We start from the raw sequence: 17,196 nt of genomic DNA, 5'->3' as shown, positions 1-17,196 counted from the left end.
ATCGGACATCGGTCGGCGAGCCGGCCTACCGTGTCACCGGCGCGAGATACAGCTCGTACTTCTTGCCGGCCTTTTCGAGGAACGCGATCTTCGCGCCGTCGGCCGACCACGCCGGCAGCAGCACGTTCTTCGTGCCGTCTACCTGCTGACGCCCCTTGTCCTTGTCCATCACGGCGAGATGGCCGCCGCCATTGACGTAGGCGATCGAGGCCAGATCTTTCGGCGACCACCCGAAGGTGTAGCCGGGAATGAACTGCATCCCCTCGAAGTAGCCAACCGTCTCGCCGAGGAGCGTGAGCGTGACGGTGTTGACCGTCTGCGAGCCGTAGGCGTGGCTGGCGACATCTTCGGCGGCCGTGCCGGCGGTGGGCGAAGCCGTTCCCCCCTTGGCCAGCGAACCCCCCATCGGTGCAGATGTGGCGGACATCGTCTTCTGGTCCTGCTTCAAGTCGATGGTCGTGGCGGCGGACCAGGGCGCAGCGTTGTTCGACTTCCACGCCCAGTACTTGTCTGCCCATTCGGGCCACGCCGGAGCGCTGGTGACGCTGCCGTTTCCAACCGCGACGAGATAGAAGCGCGGATTGACGGTCATCATCCCGGCCTTGTCGCGCTCGGCGGTCTGGACGGCCAGCTGGCTGCCATCCTCGGACCAGGCCAGACGGATGGGCTCCCCCTTGACCTCGAGGGTCGCCGCCTTCGTGGGTGCGCCAATCTGCACCGCCACCGTCACCGCTATCACCGCCATCGTCATGGTCATCGGATCACCGTTTCTGAAGCTGCGCGAGCTTTGCCTGCAGTTCGGGGGAATCTGGGAGTGCCGCGAGACCGGCGTTGATGGCCTGCGCCGCGAGACCGTTCTCCGAGAGACGGAGGTAGGCATCCGCCAGGGCGAGGTGTGCCGGAAGAAACTTAGGATCGATGCTGACGGCAGCGCGCCAGGAGCCGATCGCCTGGCGGCGGTCGCCGCCCGCCTCATAGGCCCACCCGAGTACGAAGGCGACCGGCGCGTTGTGCTGATCGACGGCGAACGCGCCCGCGAGGTCGGCCGCGGCGTCCGCGTAGTCGCCGCGCTCGAAGAAGTCAAAACCCTTGCTGGCTTGCGCGGCGAATGGCGTGGAGGCTGCGCGCAGCGCCGCGCGCGCCGGCTTCACGTAGTCGCTGTCGAGCACATCGCGTGGCTGAAGCTCCGGCGCGGAAGGCGCTGCCGTGGCCGGAGCCGTCCCCTCGCGCACGTCGATGGCGCGCGTCAGGTCCGCGACGGTCTCGCCGCCGGCCGAGACCGTGACGTGGGCGACGTAGGCGCCGGCCGGCACATCGGTCAGCGGCGAGACGAGCGTCGCGCGCCGAATCAGGCCGGTGCCTCCCGGGGTTGGCTCGCCAAGCTCGCCGCCGACCGTCGCGGCCGGCTGGCCGCCGTCGGCCGGCACGAGCGTCGCCGTCACGCGCAGGTCGCGGAGCTGGTCGGCGCTGCGCGCGTAGGTCTCGACGAATCCGGACATGCCGTCGCGGCGGTAGGCCGACGCGCGAACCGGCACGGGGTTGCCGGGCGAATCAAAAAACACATCGCTGGCGGTCACGTCAGGTCCGCTGAAACCGCGCACCTCGATCCGGCGATCCGCGCTGCCGACCAGTCCTCCAGGTTCGCGGACGACGGTGCGCATCAGGTATGTGCCTGGCGGAACGTCGAAGTGGACGCGATAGCGGCCGACGCCGGTGGCGGCGCCGGTGGTTGCAGTCGCCGGCAGCGGCATCGTGTCAGAGCCGCTCGCGACGACCCGGCCGCCGTGCAGGTCGCGGACCACGAAGACGACGTCGGCCGACGCTTTCACGCCATCGCGCAGCGGCAGGTCCGCCTCGAGCGCGAGAATGACCTGCGAGCGTCCGGCGCTGTCGCCGCGGAGCTGATAGGTGGAGTAGTCGACGCGCAGTCCCTGCTGCGGGAAGGGGGCGGCCAGCGCCGCGTCGATGCCGTCGCGCCGGGTCGGTGATCCATCATTCCCGTCGTGAGGCACCGCGTAACCCGAACGGGCACTGACGTGCGCCCCGGCCCGTCGGATCCGTACGCCGACGTGCCGGTAGGTGCCGGGGGCTCCGCGCGCCGACTCCGCCGGAGTGAAGCCGACGACGTAGTAGTCGCGCGCCTGCATGGCGACCCGGTCGAGCGCGGCATCGATGTGGCCGACGGCGTCCGGGATCAGCTGGCCATCGGTTGCGGCCGCGAGGCTGCCGAGCGGCTCCAGGCGCGCCTGGATCTCCGACGAGGGAAGCGTCTCTGGAGCCGCGGCGCTCACGTCGGCGCCGACGCGGCGATTCATGTCGAACGAATAGAACACCGCGTAGGCACCGGCCGCCGCCGCTTCGACCTGCTCGACCTCGCGCGCCAGATTCGTCGCCTCGAAGCCTTCAGAGAAGAGGACCACCGTCTTGCGGCCTTCGATGTTGCGGTAGCGATCGAGCACGTCGCCGAGGCGCAGCATGAAGTCGCGGCCGGCGGCGTCGGCCTGCGCCACCAGCGTGCGCGCGTTCTCGATGACGGCCCGTCGGACCGAAGCCGGATCGTCGTCGCGGTCGCGCTGGCGACCGGCCGCGCCGCTCAAACCAGCATCGCTCGTGCCGCCGACGTCGGCGCCGGCCTGCAGCGCCTGCCGGCTGATCACGTCGGTGATCAGCCGGTCGTTGCCGGCGGCGATCTCGTAGGCTTCGTGCACGGTCAGCTCGCCGCCGGCGGTGATGACGGTGCGCTCGAGACCGCCCCGTACTTTCGCGAGCTCGGCGACGGCCCGCGTTCGATCGGCGGTGAAGCCGATCAGCGGTCCCGGGCCTGGCAGGCCGACGATCGCGACGCGATCCGAGGGACGCACGCGCTCGCTGACGAACCGCTCGGCGGCGCGCCGCGCCGGCAGCTCGTTGCCGGTGGTGATGTGCGCCTGATCGAAGACGAGCAGGTAGAGATGGCCGCGCGGCGCGCCGCGGTTGCTCGAGACTTCGGCCGAGACCGCGCGCAGCTGCGCATCGGCGTAGGTGTCGGCCGGCTCCTCGAAGTGCTGGAACAGGAGGATGGGGCGCGGACTGCCGTCTTCGACGATCTCGATCTCGTCGGCACGCAGATCCGTCAGCGGCCGGCCGGACGCATCGGTGGCGCGCAAATCGAAACGCACCAGCTCGGTACCCGACCGGAAGACCGGCGGCGGCGGACTCTGCTGCGCCGCCAACGCCGCCGACACGAGCGCCACGACGAGGCCCGCCCGCATGATCCAGGGAATTCTACCGCTGAACGTGCGCCGCCTTGTCCGCTTCGCCGAACATCCGATAGAGCTGGGCGGCCATGTCGCGCCCCTCCTTCGTCGGCGAGGCACGGAGCAGGGCTTCGACGGCCGCGTCGGAATCACCGTCGCGCCCCATCGCGCGATACAGCATGGCGAGCCCGGCGCGGGCGCGGGTGTTCTGCGGGAAGACACGCAGTTCGGCGATCAGATATGGCTCGGCTTCAGGATAGCGGTTCAGGCGCGCCAGCGAGTCGCCGATGTAGTAGTTCAAGTCGTTCATCTGCAGCGTGCGGCTGCGCATCGCATCGCGGGCCCGCAGCAGCGGCGTCAGCGCCGCCGCGAACTGCTGCTGGTCGTAGAGCAGCAGTCCCTCGACGTAGAGCGGCATCGGCAGCGTCGGATCCGCCTGTTGCGCGAGCCGCGCTTCCTGAAGCGCCCCGTCGCGGTCGTGCCGGGCCAGCGCGATCTTCGCGAGGATCTCGTGGGCGCCGGCCGGCGCGAGCGGCACCGCGAGCTCGCCGTGCTTGCGCGCCTCGTCGAGTCGCCCGAGCCGAAGCAGCTGCGCCGCCGCGCCGATCAGGCTGCCGGGGTCCCTCGGGTTGCGGCTGATGGCCTCGCCATAAGCGTGCACCGCCTCTTCGCTCATGCCCTGACGCACGTAGACCTCGGCGAGCTGCAGCCAGACGTCGGTCATGCCCGGATCCGCGGCCAGCACCTCGCGATAGAGCGCCGTCGCCGCTTCGAACTTCCGCTCTCCGGCAAGGTCCGCGGCTCGACGGTACTGCTCGAGCACGTGCACCTTGTCTTTCGGGTCCGGCAGCGCATCGCCCGGCAGCGTCAGCGACTGGTCGGCGCCGCTGCCGACGTAGCCGAGGGCGGCGAGCTTCTGCCGATCGTCGTCGCTCACCGCGGCCGGCGCGGCGAGCCCGGCGTTGGCGATCAGCCGATCGATCGCCGACCGCATCGCCTGGCGCACCTGCGGGCGATCGGCGGCGAGCGACTTCGTCTCTGCCGGATCGTGCTGCTCGTCGAACAGCTCGTCGCGCGGTGCGCGGATCAGCCGATAGCGCGCGTCGGTGAGCGCGTAGAGCTCGCTCCAGCCGAAATGGTAGCGGGAGTACAGCGCCTCGGCGTAGATGCCGGCGTCGGCAATGCCGCCCGTCCCTTCGAGCAGCGGCCGCAGCGACCTGCCGTGCAGCGCCGGCTGCGGCGCCGCCCCGGCGAGATCGAGCAGAGTCGGGGCGAGGTCGATCTGCTGCACCGGCACGTCGATCCGCCTGCCGCCATGCTGCCCCGGCAGCTTCACGAGGAGCGGAATCCTCGTCGTCTCGCGATAGAGGAACAGTCCGTGCTCCTGCTCGCCGTGATCCCCGAGCCCTTCGCCGTGATCGGCGAGCAGCACGATGGTGGCGCGATCATAGATCTCCATCGCGCGCAGCCGGTCGAAGAGGCGTCCGACGATCTCGTCGGCATACGCGATCTCGCCGTCGTACGGCAGGTACGACGCGAAGCGCGGCGGCGGCGTGTAGGGCTTGTGCGGCTCGTAGATGTGAAAGAACAGGAAGAACGGCCGGCCGGGGTCGCGGGCCTGCAGCCACCGCTCGGCCGCCGCCAGCGTGTCTTCCCCTTTCCGCTGCACCTGCCCGATCGACACTTCCGACGAGGACGGCGGCATCTCGCTGTCGTAGGTCTCGAATCCCTGGTCGATGCCGGTCGCCTTGCGGAGAACGAACGCCGAAACGAATCCGCCGGTCGGCCAGCCCTTCGCGGCCAGCGCCCGCGCGATCGTCCACTGGCCCGGTTTGACGGTGAAGCCGACGTTGTCGCGCACGCCGTGCTCGAAGGGCAGCAGCCCGGTGAGGATGCTGGTGTGCGCGGGCAGCGTCTGCGGCGCGTGCGACCAGGCCTGATCGAAGACCGCGGCGTCGGCGGCGAGCGCGTCGATGTTTGGCGTCCGCACCTTCGTGTAGCCGTAGACAGGCAGGTGGTCGGCGCGGAGCGTGTCGATCGAGATCAAGACGATCGGCCCGGCGTCGCGGTGGCCGCACGCGCTCAAGGACACGAAGGAGGCGAAGATCGCGAGGGAGAGAAGTTCGAAGGTGCGCTTCACCGGGCCAGCGCCTTCCTGACTCGGGCGATGTCGACGGCGTACTGGGCCGGCGGGGCCTCGGCCGCGAAGCGCTCGAGATACGGGCGTGCTTCCGCCCGGCGCCCCGCGGCGTCGAGTTCCATCGCCAGGTTGAACAGCGCATCGTAGTCGGACGGCGCCAGCGCGACCGCCTGCTTCCACTCGGCGAACGCGTCATCCGGGCGACCGGTCTTCATCGCGATCACGCCGAGGCCGTTGTGCGGCCGCGCCGAGCGCGGATCGGCGGCGATGGCCTGGCGCAGCATCCGCTCGGCCGCCGCCAGGTCGTCGTGCTCGAGCGCCAGCGTGCCGAGGTTCTCGAGCGCCTGCGCATTCGACGGGGCAATCGCCAGCACACGCTGAAAGACGGCGGCGGCTGCATCCCGGCGGCCGCTGCGCGCATAGGCGATCCCGAGTGCGTTCAGCGCGTCGGGGTCAGCGGTCGTTCCCGACGTCAGCGGCTCGAGTAGCGCGATCGCATCGGCGGCTGTGCCCGCCTCCGCCAGATACGTCCCCAGCTGCGTCGTCATGGCGGGATCGGCGGCGCCGGCCTGCAGACCCTGTTCGAGCGTCGCGATTGCGGCGCGGGCGTCGCCTTGCTGCCACTGCAGCAGCGCGAGGTTCTTGTAGCCGAGCGTCATCGAAGGCCGCGCCGCGATCACCCGGCGATAGAGCGCGAGCGCTTCGTCGCGGCGGTTCTGCTGCCAGGCATCGACGCCCTGTTGGATCCACTGATCCAGCTGCACGAGGCGCTTCGGGTCGTCCTCCTCGGTGTAGCGCGCCTTGGCGGGTGCGCTGCCGGACGTGTAGCCGAGCGAGCGGAGGGTGGCCGCCACCTCCGGCGCCTCGGCGGCGCGTTCGCCCGGCGGCGCCGCGTGAAAGTCCTGCAGCCGGATCTCGAGCGCCCGCCGGCGATCGGTTCGCCGTTCGACGAGATTCGACGTCTCGGCAGGATCCGACGAGAGCTCGTAGAGCTCGGGCTGCGGCAAATCGATGTATTTCTCACGGCCGGCGACCACCCCCGACAGCGGCGCCCATCCGCGGTTGAGCATGTCGGACATCGCCTCGAAATAGGACGTGATGTCGGCATCGGCTACCGCCGCCGCGCCGGGCAGCAGCGAACGTCCGTGCAACGATCCGGGCGCTGCGACGCCGACCGCGTCGAGCAGCGTCGGCAGGATGTCGACATGTCGGACCGGCGCATCCGAGACGACGCCGGCGCCGCGGCTCGGCAGCTGCGCGACGATCAGCGGCACGTGCAGCGTCGGCTCGTAGGCAAACGTGCCATGGGTCAGCTCGCCATGCTCGCCGAGTCCTTCGCCGTGATCGCCCGTGACGACGACGACCGTCGGCCGGATGTCGCGGCCGGCGAGATCGAACAGCGGCTGCAGCGCGCTGTCGACGTACGCCACCTCGCCGTAGTACGGCTGGGCGGCGTATTCCTTGTCGAAGGGGGCCGGCGGACGGTACGGCGCGTGCGGATCGAAGACGTGCACCCAGGCGAACCAGCGGCCCTTTTGCGCGGCAATCCACTGCGTGGCCGACGCGACGACGGCGCCGGCCGGACGCTCGGCGAGCGAGAAGTCGGCCGCGTTGCCGCGCGCAAAACGGTCGTCGTATTCGTCGAAACCGGTGTCGAGGCCGAACGCCCGGGTCAGCGGCGCGCCGCCCACGAATGCCGCCGTGGCGAATCCCTGCGCCTTCAGCAGCGTGGCCAGCGTCGTCGTGCCCGGGCGGATGCGATAGCCGCTGTGATCGCGGACGCCGTGCTCGTAGGGATACAGCCCGGTGAGGATGCTTGCGTGCGAGGGACGTGTCAGTACGGCGTGCGCGTGCGCAAACGTGAAGCGGAGGCCGTGCGCGGCGAGCGCGTCGAGGTTCGGCGTCTTTGCCCGCCCCGACACGGCGTCGGCGCGCAGCGTGTCGATGGTGACCAGCAGGACGTTCTGATCCGCGCGGCGCTCGACGAGCGGCGCGCGGCCGGCGCCGAACACGCAGGCCGCGGTGGTCAGCGCAAGGAGGACGGCGCCTCGCCGTGCGAGGTCAGCGCGCGTCCACGACACAGACGTCGTACTTGTTCTTTCCGGTCATCGAGAGGAAGGCGATCTTCGACCCGTCGGGCGACCACGCCGGAAGCGTGACGTTCTTGGTGCCGGCGACCTCGCGGCTGTGCCCCTGACCGTCGGCGATCGCGAGATGGCCCGAGGTGTTCGCGTAGGCGAGTTGCGCCGGGAGCGCGGGTGCCCAGCCGAACGTGAGCCCGGGAACCGGCGGCGTGTCGACGAACTCGCCGACGATCTCCGTTTTGAGTTTCAGGATCACGGCCGGGACTTTGGACTGCTGCTGAGCCCTGGTCGTGACGGCATTGAGCGAGGTGCCGGATCCGTTCAGGCCCTGGACACTGCCGCCCCCTTCGTTGAGCGATCCGCCCATGGCGGACTCCGTCGCGTTCTGCGTCCGCATTTCCTGCGACACCTGGATCTCCGGGCCCTCTGAATTGGGCGGCGTCTTGTACGACTTCCAGCTCCAGTAGCGCGTGGCCCACGCGGGCGCGCCGTCGGTCGGCGTCAAGGCTGGATCGCCGAGCGTGAACAGGAATGCATGTGTCCTCGTCACCTTGCCTGCCCCATCGTGTTCCGCCGTCTGCAGATACAGCTGCGTGCCGTCTTCGGACCAGGCGAGCTGCGCCGGCGTTCCCTTCAACTTGCCCGTATCGATTTGGACGAGCGTCGTAGGGCCGAGCAGGAACACCGACGCGAGGACGAGCGGCATCTCGCGCATATCAGCCGAAAGTATAATCCACCACGTGAGGCCAAAACCCCTGCGTTTGATGGCATTTGCGGCCTTTCTCGCCTGTACCGCCACGATCGCCGGACAGGACGGCCGCCGCCTCGCCGCCGGCGTCGACCTCGGCCGGCTCGACGCCATTCCGGCGATCGTCGAAGAGGCCATCGCCGCCAAAAAGCTGCCAGGGGCGGTCGTCCTCATCGGGCGAGGCGACCGTGTGCTGTGGCAGAAGGCCATCGGACGCCGCGCCGTCGAACCGGCCGCCGAGCCGATGACGCTCGACACGATCTTCGATCTCGCGTCGCTCACCAAGGTTGTAGCGACGACGACGAGCGTGATGAAGCTGGTGGAGGACGGGCGCCTCCGACTCAACGATCGCGTGTCGGACTACATCGCCGGGTTCGAGCGCTACCACAAGGGGACGATCACGATTCGCCACCTGATGACGCACACCTCGGGGCTGCGTCCGGATCTCGATCTGGACGAGGACTGGAGCGGCTACGAGAAGGCGATCGCGCTCGCCATCGACGAGGTGCCGACCGCGCCGCCCGGCGAGCATTTCGTCTATAGCGACATCAACTACGAGCTGCTCGGCGAGATCGTGCGTCGGGTGAGCGGCGAGACGCTCGATGCCTATGCCCGCGAGCACGTCTTCGCGCCGCTGGGCATGAAGGACACGATGTTCCTGCCGCCGCCGGCCCTTCGTCCGCGGATCGCGCCGACCGAGAAGTGCACGCCGTTTGGCTGGCCCTGCGAAGGCCCGAACGCGGCGTGGCTGCGCGGCGTCGTTCACGATCCCACGGCGCGGCGGATGGGCGGCGTGGCGGGGCACGCCGGACTGTTTTCGACGGCCGCCGATCTCGCGGTCTTCTGCCGCATGCTGCTCGAGGGCGGCGCCTATGCCGGCGTGCGCGTCCTGTCGCCGCTGACGGTGGCGAAGATGACGTCGCCGGTCGGCGCCGCGCCAGGCGACCCGAGCGTGCGCGGACTCGGGTGGGACATCGACTCGGCCTACTCCTCGAACCGCGGCGAGCTGCTGCCGCTCGGCTCGTACGGTCACACCGGCTTCACCGGCACGTCAATCTGGATCGATCCGCTGACGCGCGAGTTCGTGATCTTCCTGTCGAATCGCGTCCATCCAGACGGCAAGGGAGACGTCACGCCAGTGCGGGCGAAGATCGCGACGATTGCCGCTTCGGCGATTGTCGACGTGCCGTCGGACGCGGCGCGGATGCGCGCCATGACCGGCCGGGATTTCGGCGCAGCCGGTCCCGCGCCCGTCCGCGCGAGGCGGCCGCCGGTCGAAACCGGGCTCGACGTGCTTCGCGGCGAGGGCTTCGCGCCGCTGCGCGGCAAGCGCGTCGGCCTCGTGACCAATCACACCGGCCGCGGTCGCGACGGGATCACCACGATCGACGCGTTGTTCGGAGCGAAGGACGTGAAGCTGACCAGGCTATTCAGTCCGGAACACGGCATCCGCGGTCTGCTCGACGAACGCGTTCCGTCGGCCACCGACGAGAAGACGCTGCTGCCGATTCTCTCGCTCTACGGCGACACCCGGCGGCCGACGGCGGCGATGCTCGACGGGCTGGACGCCCTGGTGGTCGACCTGCAGGACGTCGGCGCGCGGTTCTACACCTACACTACGACCCTTGCCTACGTGCTCGAGGAGGCAGCCACGCGCAAGCTGCCGGTCGTCGTGCTCGATCGCCCCGATCCCGTGAACGGCTGGCAGATCGAGGGACCGGCGCTCGACCCGGATCAGGCCGGCACGTTCACCGGCTACTTTCAGGCGATGCCGATCCGCCACGGGATGACCATCGGCGAGCTCGCGCGGCTCTACAACGGCGAGAACAGGATTGGCGCGGATCTCACCGTCGTGGCGATGAAGAACTGGAGCCGCGACGACTGGTACGACGAGACGGGGCTGCCGTGGATCGGGCCATCGCCGAACATGCGCAACCTGAACGAAGCCGCGCTCTATCCTGGCATCGGCGCGATCGAGACGACGAACATCTCTGTGGGCCGCGGCACCGACACACCGTTCGAGCACGTCGGCGCTCCCTGGGCCGACGGTGTCGCGCTGGCCGGGGCGCTGAACGCCCGCGCGATCCCGGGCGTCCGCTTCTATCCGGAGCGCTTCACGCCCGTGTCGAGCGTCTACGCCAACCAGGAGTGCCAGGGCGTGTTCATCATCGTCACGGACCGGGCCGCGCTGCATCCCGTGAGGGTCGGCCTCGAGATCGCGTCGGCGCTGGCGCGCCTCTATCCTGCGCAATATCAGCTCGACGGGGCGCTGCGCCTGTTCGGCTCGCGCGACACGCTGGCGCGCATCAAGGCAAACGAGGAGCCGTCGTCGATCGCCGCGTCGTGGAATGCGGCCGAGGCGAAATGGCGGTCGCTCCGGGCGAAGTACCTGCTGTACTAGGGACCACCTCGGGAGTCGCTAGTGGTGGCGCCGGCGCTTCGCCTTGTGGCGCTTCTTGTCGGCGTACATGCGCTCGTCCGCGGCCTGGACGAGCGCCATGATGTCGTCGGTATCGGGCGGTACCTCGACGCAGCCGATGCTGAGACCGACCCCCTGCGGCAGGTTGGGGAGCTGCGGTGAGGCGGTGAAGTCCGCCTGCAACGCCGCGGCGCGGCGTAGCGCTTCCTGCTCGCTGCACGAGATCAGCACGAGGAACTCGTCGCCGCCCCAGCGGAAGACGTAGTCGGCTTCGCGGATGTTGCGCAGCAGGAACACCGCGACGTCGCGAAGCACGCGATCGCCCGCCTCGTGCCCGAGCGAGTCGTTGATCGCCTTGAACCGATCGACGTCGATGAACACCAGGGACAGCGGGGTGCGGTCGCGCCGGTGCCGCTGCAGCTCGCGCGGGATGATCTCCTCGAAGAAGCGGCGGTTCCTCGTGCCGGTCAGCGGGTCGGTGACGACCATTTGACGCAGCTCGCTCTGCGCCGTTTCCAGGCGCCGGTTCGTCTGGCGCAGCTCGTAGGTCATGTCCTCGAACGCCATCAACTGCTGGCCGACGCCGCCGACGAGGAACACCAGCGACATGCCGATCAGCACCGCGGTCAGCGTGCCGTTGCCTTCCGGCGAACCGATGGTCGCGCCCATCCAGATGTTGAGGCCGGCAATCGCCAGCAGCGCCAGGCCGATCACGGTGGCGCCGAGCAGCCGCGAGTAGCGAAGCAGGAGAAGATGAGCGACCGCGGCGGTCGCCATGCCGCCGGCGATGAGCAGATGCCCGACCGCGAAGACGATGCGCGGCCCGAGCGCGACGGGAAGAAACACGAAGTAAATGGCGATCGGCAGCAGCACCAGGCCGTAGCTGCGCTTCAGTCGTGGCCGCTGCCGGTAGGCGTCGGCCGCCACCACGAAGGCCAGCGAGCTCAGCACGCCAAGCAGCTGCGATCCGCCGTAGATCATCGCGCCGATCTTCTCGTTACTGTAGGCGTGCGCGACGCTCAGCATCGACACGGCGAGCAGCGTCCACGCGCCCACCCACCAGAGGATGAACAGCCGCCGCCGGAATAGATAGACCAGCAGCGACAGCAGCGCCACGACGAGCGCCGCCGACCCGGCGACGACGTGTGGATTGAGTACGGCGGACTCGGCCGTTAGAGCGGAAGGCGCGCCCACGCCTCCATTCTAAAGTTGATACAGCATCACGTAGACGATCACGCCGGTGATCGACACGTACAACCACAGCGGCATTGTCCAGCGTGCGATCGCCCGGTGCCGCGCGTCCTGTCGCTTCAGCCCGCGCACGAGCGATATGAGCACCAGTGGCACGATCACGGTGGCCAGCACCGTGTGCGTCAACAGGACCGTGAAGTAGACGGCTCTGACGATTCCGTGTTTTGCGAACCGAACTGAGCCGACGTGCGCGTGGTAGATGAGGTAGGAGACCAGGAACGCCGCCGAGGTGCAGAAGGCCGCCAGCATGAACGCCCGGTGCTGCTGCACGCGCCCGCGCCGAATCCGCCACCAGCCGATCGAGAGCAGCACCGCGGCGGTGGCATTGAGCGTCGCGTCCAGCGCAGGCAGATCGGAGAGGGTCACCTTACAACTTGTCGGCGATCATCAGGATCCACAGCGCCGGCAGATACAGGATCGATCCGAAGAACAGCCGGCGGGCGTCCGCGTCGGCGCGGCTTCGCGCGAAGCGGACCGCCAGCCAGAGGAAGAGCAGGCCGAGCGCCAGCGCGCCGGCGAAATAGCCGTCGCCGGTCATGTGCATCAGCCGCGGCGCGAGGCTCAACGGGATGAGCGCCGCCGAGTAGACGACCGACTGGCGTCCGGTGCTGTGTCCGTCCGGCTCGATGACAGGGAGCATCGGGAAGCCCGCCCGCGTGTAGTCGTCGCGGCACATCCAGGCGATCGCCAGGAAATGCGGCAGCTGCCACAGGAACATGATGCCGAAGAGCGTCCACGCCTTGATCGGCAGTTCGCCCGCGACGGCCGCCCAGCCGATGATTGGCGGCAGCGCGCCAGGAATCGCGCCGATCACCGTGCTGAACGACGTGGTTCGCTTGAGCGGCGTGTAGACGGCGACGTAGATCAGCAGCGTCGTCAGCGAGGCGGCGCCGGCCAGGAGGTTCGACGAGCCGATCGTGAGCAGCAGCCCGGCGAGACTGATCGCGGTGGCGAAGACCAGCCCGTCGGTCGGGTGTAGCCGCTGTGCGGGCAGCGGCCGCGACCGTGTCCGCCGCATCAGCGCGTCGGTGTCGCGCTCGAGCACCTGGTTGAAGGCCGAGGCGCCGCCGGCGACGCAGAACGTGCCGATCACCAGGCCGGCGACCCGGAGCGCTCCCAGCGGCTCGCCGTCGCCCATCGCGTAGCCCGCCATCGTCGACGCGACGACCAGCATGTTGAGCCGCGGCTTGGCGAGCGCGGTGTAATCACGGGAGCGGTCCGCCGCTGCCGGGATCGCCGCCGCCTCCGTCCTCACGGCTGTACCCCGCGAGGCGGCAGCGCGCCGAGCCCGGACGCCTCCCGCTGCGGCATGCGAATCGGCTGGACCAGGCGTTCGAAGCCGGCGCGGAACGAACGCAGCGTCAGGACCAGCGACGTGCCGAGCACCGCGGCGCCATTGACCACGTGGGCGGTGTTGATCGCCGGATTCCTGCCGCTCCAGACGACGAACGCGCCGAGCGTGATCTGCACGGCCACGAGCCCGAGCAGGAGCAGCGCGGGCCACGCCAGTTCGCGCCGCCGCGGATGGTGATAGAGCACGTGGCTCGACGTCGCCACGATCGCCGTCGTGACGACCAGCGCGCCCACCCGGTGCGCGAAATTGAGCGCCACTTTGGCGTTCCACACCGGCGGAATCAGATGACCGAATGCGAGCGGGAAGTCGGGAATCGCGAGGCCGGCGGCATTGTGGCGCATCGTCGCACCGATCAGGATCTGCGAGTAGATCAAGGCGGTGGTCACCGCCGCCACGCGCCGCAGCATCCTGTCGTCGACCGGATCGACCGTGTATGTCCAGCCGGGCGATGTCACCAGCGCCAGCGTCACCGTCAGGCAGAAGAAGATCTGCGCCAGGCCGGCGTGCCCGATCGACACGGCCGGCGGCAGGAACAGCAGGACGGTGATGCCGCCCAGCACGCCCTGCAGGATCACGGCGCCGAGAGCCGCGAATCCGAGCCGGCGCACCCAGGCGCGCGGTTCGACCCGCCAGGTCCAGACCGCCAGGACGATCGTCAGGAAGCCGACCGTGCTCGCGATCAGCCGGTGCGTGTGCTCGTAACGGATGCCGCCGACCCACTTGCTCAGCGGGAAGGTGAACATGTTCCAGCCGTAGGTCGTCGGCCAGTCGGGCACCGAGAGCCCGGAGTCGGTGCTCGTCACCATGCCGCCCGCGGTAATGAGCAGTACGGTGCACGCCGCAACGGCCTTGGCGAAGCGGTGATGCCAGAGCGTGGCGCGAGGTGCGACGCGCAAGGCGCCGGTCGCGAGGTGTGGGTCGCGATCGTTCATGTCGTGCTGCTACTGCGCCTTCAACGTAAAGGTCAGTTCCTTCGAGTCCTTTTCGCCGACTGTCACCGGCAGCGAGACGCGGCCCAGTTTTTCGTGCACCGCCTCGACACTGTAGGTGCCGGGCGGCACGCCGCGCAGCTCGAACCTGCCGCCGTCGCCGGTGACGGCGAAATACGGATGATCGACGACGCCGACATACGCGTTCATCCACGCGTGGACGTCGCACTTGAGGGGAATCAGCACTTCCGGCGCCTTGAACGTGAAATCGTTCTTCATGCCCTGCACCGGCTGGCCCTGGTTGAATTCGACGTTCGCCTTCGGCATGCCGTGCACGTTGTGCAGGGTGTTGTCGCTGTTGACAATCTCGAGCGGCTGCGTCGTCCGGAGCCCGACCACGTGCGGTACGTAGTGGCAGCCCTTCTGATCGATCTTCACCGGGTCGGTCGGCGTGTCGAAGATGTATTTGTTGCCGAGCCCGTCCTTGATGTAGACGAACACGTTCTTCAGGCCGCCGTTGTCGACGACGTACGACTCGCCGCGCAGCTCGCTGCTGCCGCACGCCGGGTCCGACGACATCTTGATCGTCGGGTTCTCCGGCACCGATCCTTCGAGCACAACCTTGCCGCTGATCGTGGCTGCGGTGGCCGGATCGACGCGGCGGGCGTCGGGAGCGGCCTTCGGGGAGGCGGGCTCCGCCGACTTGCTCGCGTCGGATCCGCCGCACGCCGCGATCGCGGCGGTCAACGCCAGGGGCGCTAAGACTCTATAAATGCTGGACATAACCCTCTAGATCTATCACGATCCCGATGCCTCGCGCAGCTTGCGCATGATGCGATCCTGAATCCAGTGGGCGTCCCACCAGGCATTTTGGTCCGGGGGCTTCGCCCCGCGGCCCCCTGCACGCTCGCTCGCGCCGCTGGGCCGGCGCGCTCCGTTCGCGTGGCTCGCGTCGTCCTTCCGACCGGCCGTGTGGCCTCCGTCGATCAGCTGCCTGATGCCTCGCGCGGCTTGCGGATGATACGGTCCTGAATCCAGTGGGGGTCCCACCAGGCATTTTGGTCCGGGGGCTTCGCCCCGCGGGCCCCCTGCACGCTCGCTCGCGCGCCGCTGGGCCGGCGCGCTCCGTTCGCGTGGCTCGCGTCGCTGCGCTCGCTCGTCCTTCCGACCGGCCGTGTGGCCTCCATCGATCAGCTGCCTGACGCCTCGCGCAGCTTACGGATGATGCGATCCTGAATCCAGTGGGCGTCCCACCACTCGACTGGGTTCACCATCTGGCCGCTGACGAGCATCGTGAAGTGCAGGTGATCGCCTCCCGCCATGCCGGTCATGCCGCTCTTGCCCATCTCCTGCTCTTTCTCGACGGAGTCGCCCACCTTGACGGAGATCGACGACAGGTGGCCGTAGAGCGACTGCACCCCCATGCCGTGATCGACGATCACGCAGTTACCGTAGATGCCGAGCGGACCCGCGTGCAGCACTTTCCCCTTGTTCGCCGCCACCACCGGCGAGTTGACGACTCGCGCCAGGTCGAAACCGAGATGCGTCTGCTGGTCGATTTCCTTGCCGTTGTACATGTAGGTGCGGTGATCGGCGAAGGCCGCTTCCACAGCGGAGTTGGTGAAGGGGTGGAAGACGATGCCGCCCCAGAGCATCTCGGGGGAGGACTGCTGCGCGTAGCTGGCAATTTTCTGCGCGTTGATTCGCCGCAGCTGGCCGTTCGCCTGCAGGAAGTCCTGCAGGGGATCGCCGGTCGACTTGACCTCGGGCGAGTTCTCGTAGATCCACGGCACGGCCTTGTTGATGAACTTGTCGTCGATCGGGATCGTGCTGCGCTTGAAGGGCTTGGGGAAGGTGAGGTGATCGAATTCGGCGCGCGCGGTGTTGCCCGCTTCGTCCTGGGCGTAGGCTGACATCGGCGTGTTCAGGTCCTGGTCGTAACGCAGCGCGAAGAACGCGACTTTCACGGCCGGGTCGCTGATGTGGACCCCCTCGACGGTCGCGCCGCTGGCGGGATAGCCGGGATACTTGAGGTCGCCCACCATGACGCCCGACTCGACATCGGCCGGCGTCGCGCGGTAGACGAGCACTTCCGAGCCGCCGAGATTGACGTAGTGCTTGGTCGAAAGCACGGCGATGGTCGGCTTCTCGAGTCGTACGGTGACGTCGCGGGTGGCGGTCGATTTCGCCTTGCGCAGCCCGAAGAGGACCGGGCGTTCCGCGGTCACGACGATGCGCGCCGGGCCGCTCTTCAGATCGGGAATCGCGTCGCGGCCGATCGCGCGCGTGATGCGGACGCGATCCGGCGCTTCCTGCTTGATCTCGGCCGTCCCCGGCTGCGCCAGGGAGACGAGCGGGGTCTGCTTGCCGTTCTGCTCGAAGGCCACCTGGATGCTGGTGATTCGCGCCTGCGGCGCGGTGATGGCGACGTCGACCGTACCGGTCTGGCCGACATACTTCGTCGGCTTGTCGATTTGAATGGCGGGTCCGGGCAGACGTCCGGCGTAGGCGAAGAGGCCGCCAGCCACGAGGAGAACGATCAGGAGGAGACCGAGGAGATACCGCATGTGCCGATGATATCGGAGTCCGATCACCGATAACCGATGGGCGACGATCGATAAGTTCGGCGGGAGCCTGCGCTGGCCGCCGCGCGGGTTGACGGAGTCCGGCCAGCCGCGTACAATCGTAGGTTCGGGTTGCCCCTCGTGCCGCTATCGTCTAGGGGTCAGGACACGTGGTTCTCAGCCACGGGACCGGGGTTCGAATCCCCGTAGCGGTACCATTCGATTCGCCTTCATCCCGCCTGCGGCAGGCCGAAGGCTCCCTCATGGCAGGCCAGCCAGACCAATCGAATGTCCTGAGTAAGCCAGCGGCCAGCCGAAGGCTGGGCGGTGGCGCATCGAAGGACCGATCACGTCAGACCGATCACGTCATCTTGATCTCTCAATCGCGACGATGGCATCGTCGTCCAATGCCGTTCACGTACATCCTGCGCTGTGCCGACGATACGCTGTATGTCGGCCACACTGAGAACC

At 68.7% G+C, this 17,196-nt stretch carries 12 protein-coding genes and 1 tRNA gene; 2 read left to right on the top strand and 11 right to left on the bottom strand.

Going from position 1 to position 17,196, the window contains the following annotated elements:
* Positions 1–25: 25 nt before the first annotated feature.
* The 5 genes from VGI12_07900 to VGI12_07880 are packed head-to-tail and all read right to left on the bottom strand — an operon-like array spanning position 26 to position 8,166.
* Positions 26–751, bottom strand: coding sequence for a hypothetical protein (locus VGI12_07900; protein ID HEY2432582.1), 726 nt, complete (start codon positions 749–751; stop codon positions 26–28).
* Between the two features lie 10 nt (positions 752–761).
* Entirely contained in the window at positions 762–3,251 is a 2,490-nt protein-coding gene (locus VGI12_07895; protein HEY2432581.1) for a VWA domain-containing protein, read from the bottom strand.
* A 13-nt stretch (positions 3,252–3,264) separates the two neighbouring features.
* Entirely contained in the window at positions 3,265–5,376 is a 2,112-nt protein-coding gene (locus VGI12_07890) for a sulfatase-like hydrolase/transferase (protein HEY2432580.1), read from the bottom strand.
* Positions 5,373–7,457 carry a sulfatase-like hydrolase/transferase gene (locus VGI12_07885; protein HEY2432579.1) on the bottom strand — a complete coding sequence of 695 codons (2,085 nt, stop codon included), beginning with the start codon at positions 7,455–7,457 and terminating at the stop codon, positions 5,373–5,375. The genes VGI12_07890 and VGI12_07885 overlap by 4 nt, the downstream gene beginning before the upstream one ends.
* Positions 7,438–8,166: a hypothetical protein gene (locus VGI12_07880; protein ID HEY2432578.1), complete on the bottom strand. Its 729-nt coding sequence runs from the start codon at positions 8,164–8,166 to the stop codon at positions 7,438–7,440. Before VGI12_07880 ends, VGI12_07885 begins: the two co-directional genes overlap by 20 nt.
* A gap of 34 nt (positions 8,167–8,200) precedes the next feature.
* Between VGI12_07880 and VGI12_07875 the strand changes: the two genes are divergently transcribed.
* A complete protein-coding gene (locus tag VGI12_07875) occupies positions 8,201–10,609 on the top strand; it encodes an exo-beta-N-acetylmuramidase NamZ domain-containing protein (protein HEY2432577.1) in 2,409 nt (802 codons plus the stop codon).
* An 18-nt stretch (positions 10,610–10,627) separates the two neighbouring features.
* On the opposite strand, the gene VGI12_07870 is transcribed toward VGI12_07875, so the two are convergent.
* From VGI12_07870 to VGI12_07845, 6 genes are all read right to left on the bottom strand, one after another.
* Entirely contained in the window at positions 10,628–11,821 is a 1,194-nt protein-coding gene (locus VGI12_07870; protein ID HEY2432576.1) for a GGDEF domain-containing protein, read from the bottom strand.
* Positions 11,822–11,830: 9 nt separating this feature from the next.
* Positions 11,831–12,244 carry a DUF420 domain-containing protein gene (locus VGI12_07865; GenBank protein ID HEY2432575.1) on the bottom strand — a complete coding sequence of 138 codons (414 nt, stop codon included), beginning with the start codon at positions 12,242–12,244 and terminating at the stop codon, positions 11,831–11,833.
* Position 12,245: 1 nt separating this feature from the next.
* Positions 12,246–13,133, bottom strand: coding sequence for a heme o synthase (gene cyoE / locus VGI12_07860; protein ID HEY2432574.1), 888 nt, complete (start codon positions 13,131–13,133; stop codon positions 12,246–12,248).
* Positions 13,130–14,164: a COX15/CtaA family protein gene (locus VGI12_07855; protein ID HEY2432573.1), complete on the bottom strand. Its 1,035-nt coding sequence runs from the start codon at positions 14,162–14,164 to the stop codon at positions 13,130–13,132. Before VGI12_07855 ends, cyoE begins: the two co-directional genes overlap by 4 nt.
* A 9-nt stretch (positions 14,165–14,173) precedes the next feature.
* Positions 14,174–14,944: a carboxypeptidase regulatory-like domain-containing protein gene (locus VGI12_07850; protein ID HEY2432572.1), complete on the bottom strand. Its 771-nt coding sequence runs from the start codon at positions 14,942–14,944 to the stop codon at positions 14,174–14,176.
* A gap of 407 nt (positions 14,945–15,351) precedes the next feature.
* Entirely contained in the window at positions 15,352–16,728 is a 1,377-nt protein-coding gene (locus VGI12_07845) for a M23 family metallopeptidase (GenBank protein HEY2432571.1), read from the bottom strand.
* Positions 16,729–16,868: 140 nt separating this feature from the next.
* On the opposite strand from VGI12_07845, the gene VGI12_07840 reads away from it, so the two are divergent.
* Positions 16,869–16,943 (top strand) — tRNA-Glu (locus VGI12_07840).
* The last annotated feature ends 253 nt before the right edge of the window (positions 16,944–17,196 follow it).

The sequence above is a fragment of the Vicinamibacterales bacterium genome (assembly GCA_036496585.1).
In the GTDB taxonomy this organism is placed as follows: Bacteria; Acidobacteriota; Vicinamibacteria; order Vicinamibacterales; family 2-12-FULL-66-21; genus JAICSD01.
The sequence above is the reverse complement of the archived record's forward strand: the minus strand, read 5'-3'. Positions and strand labels throughout refer to the sequence as shown.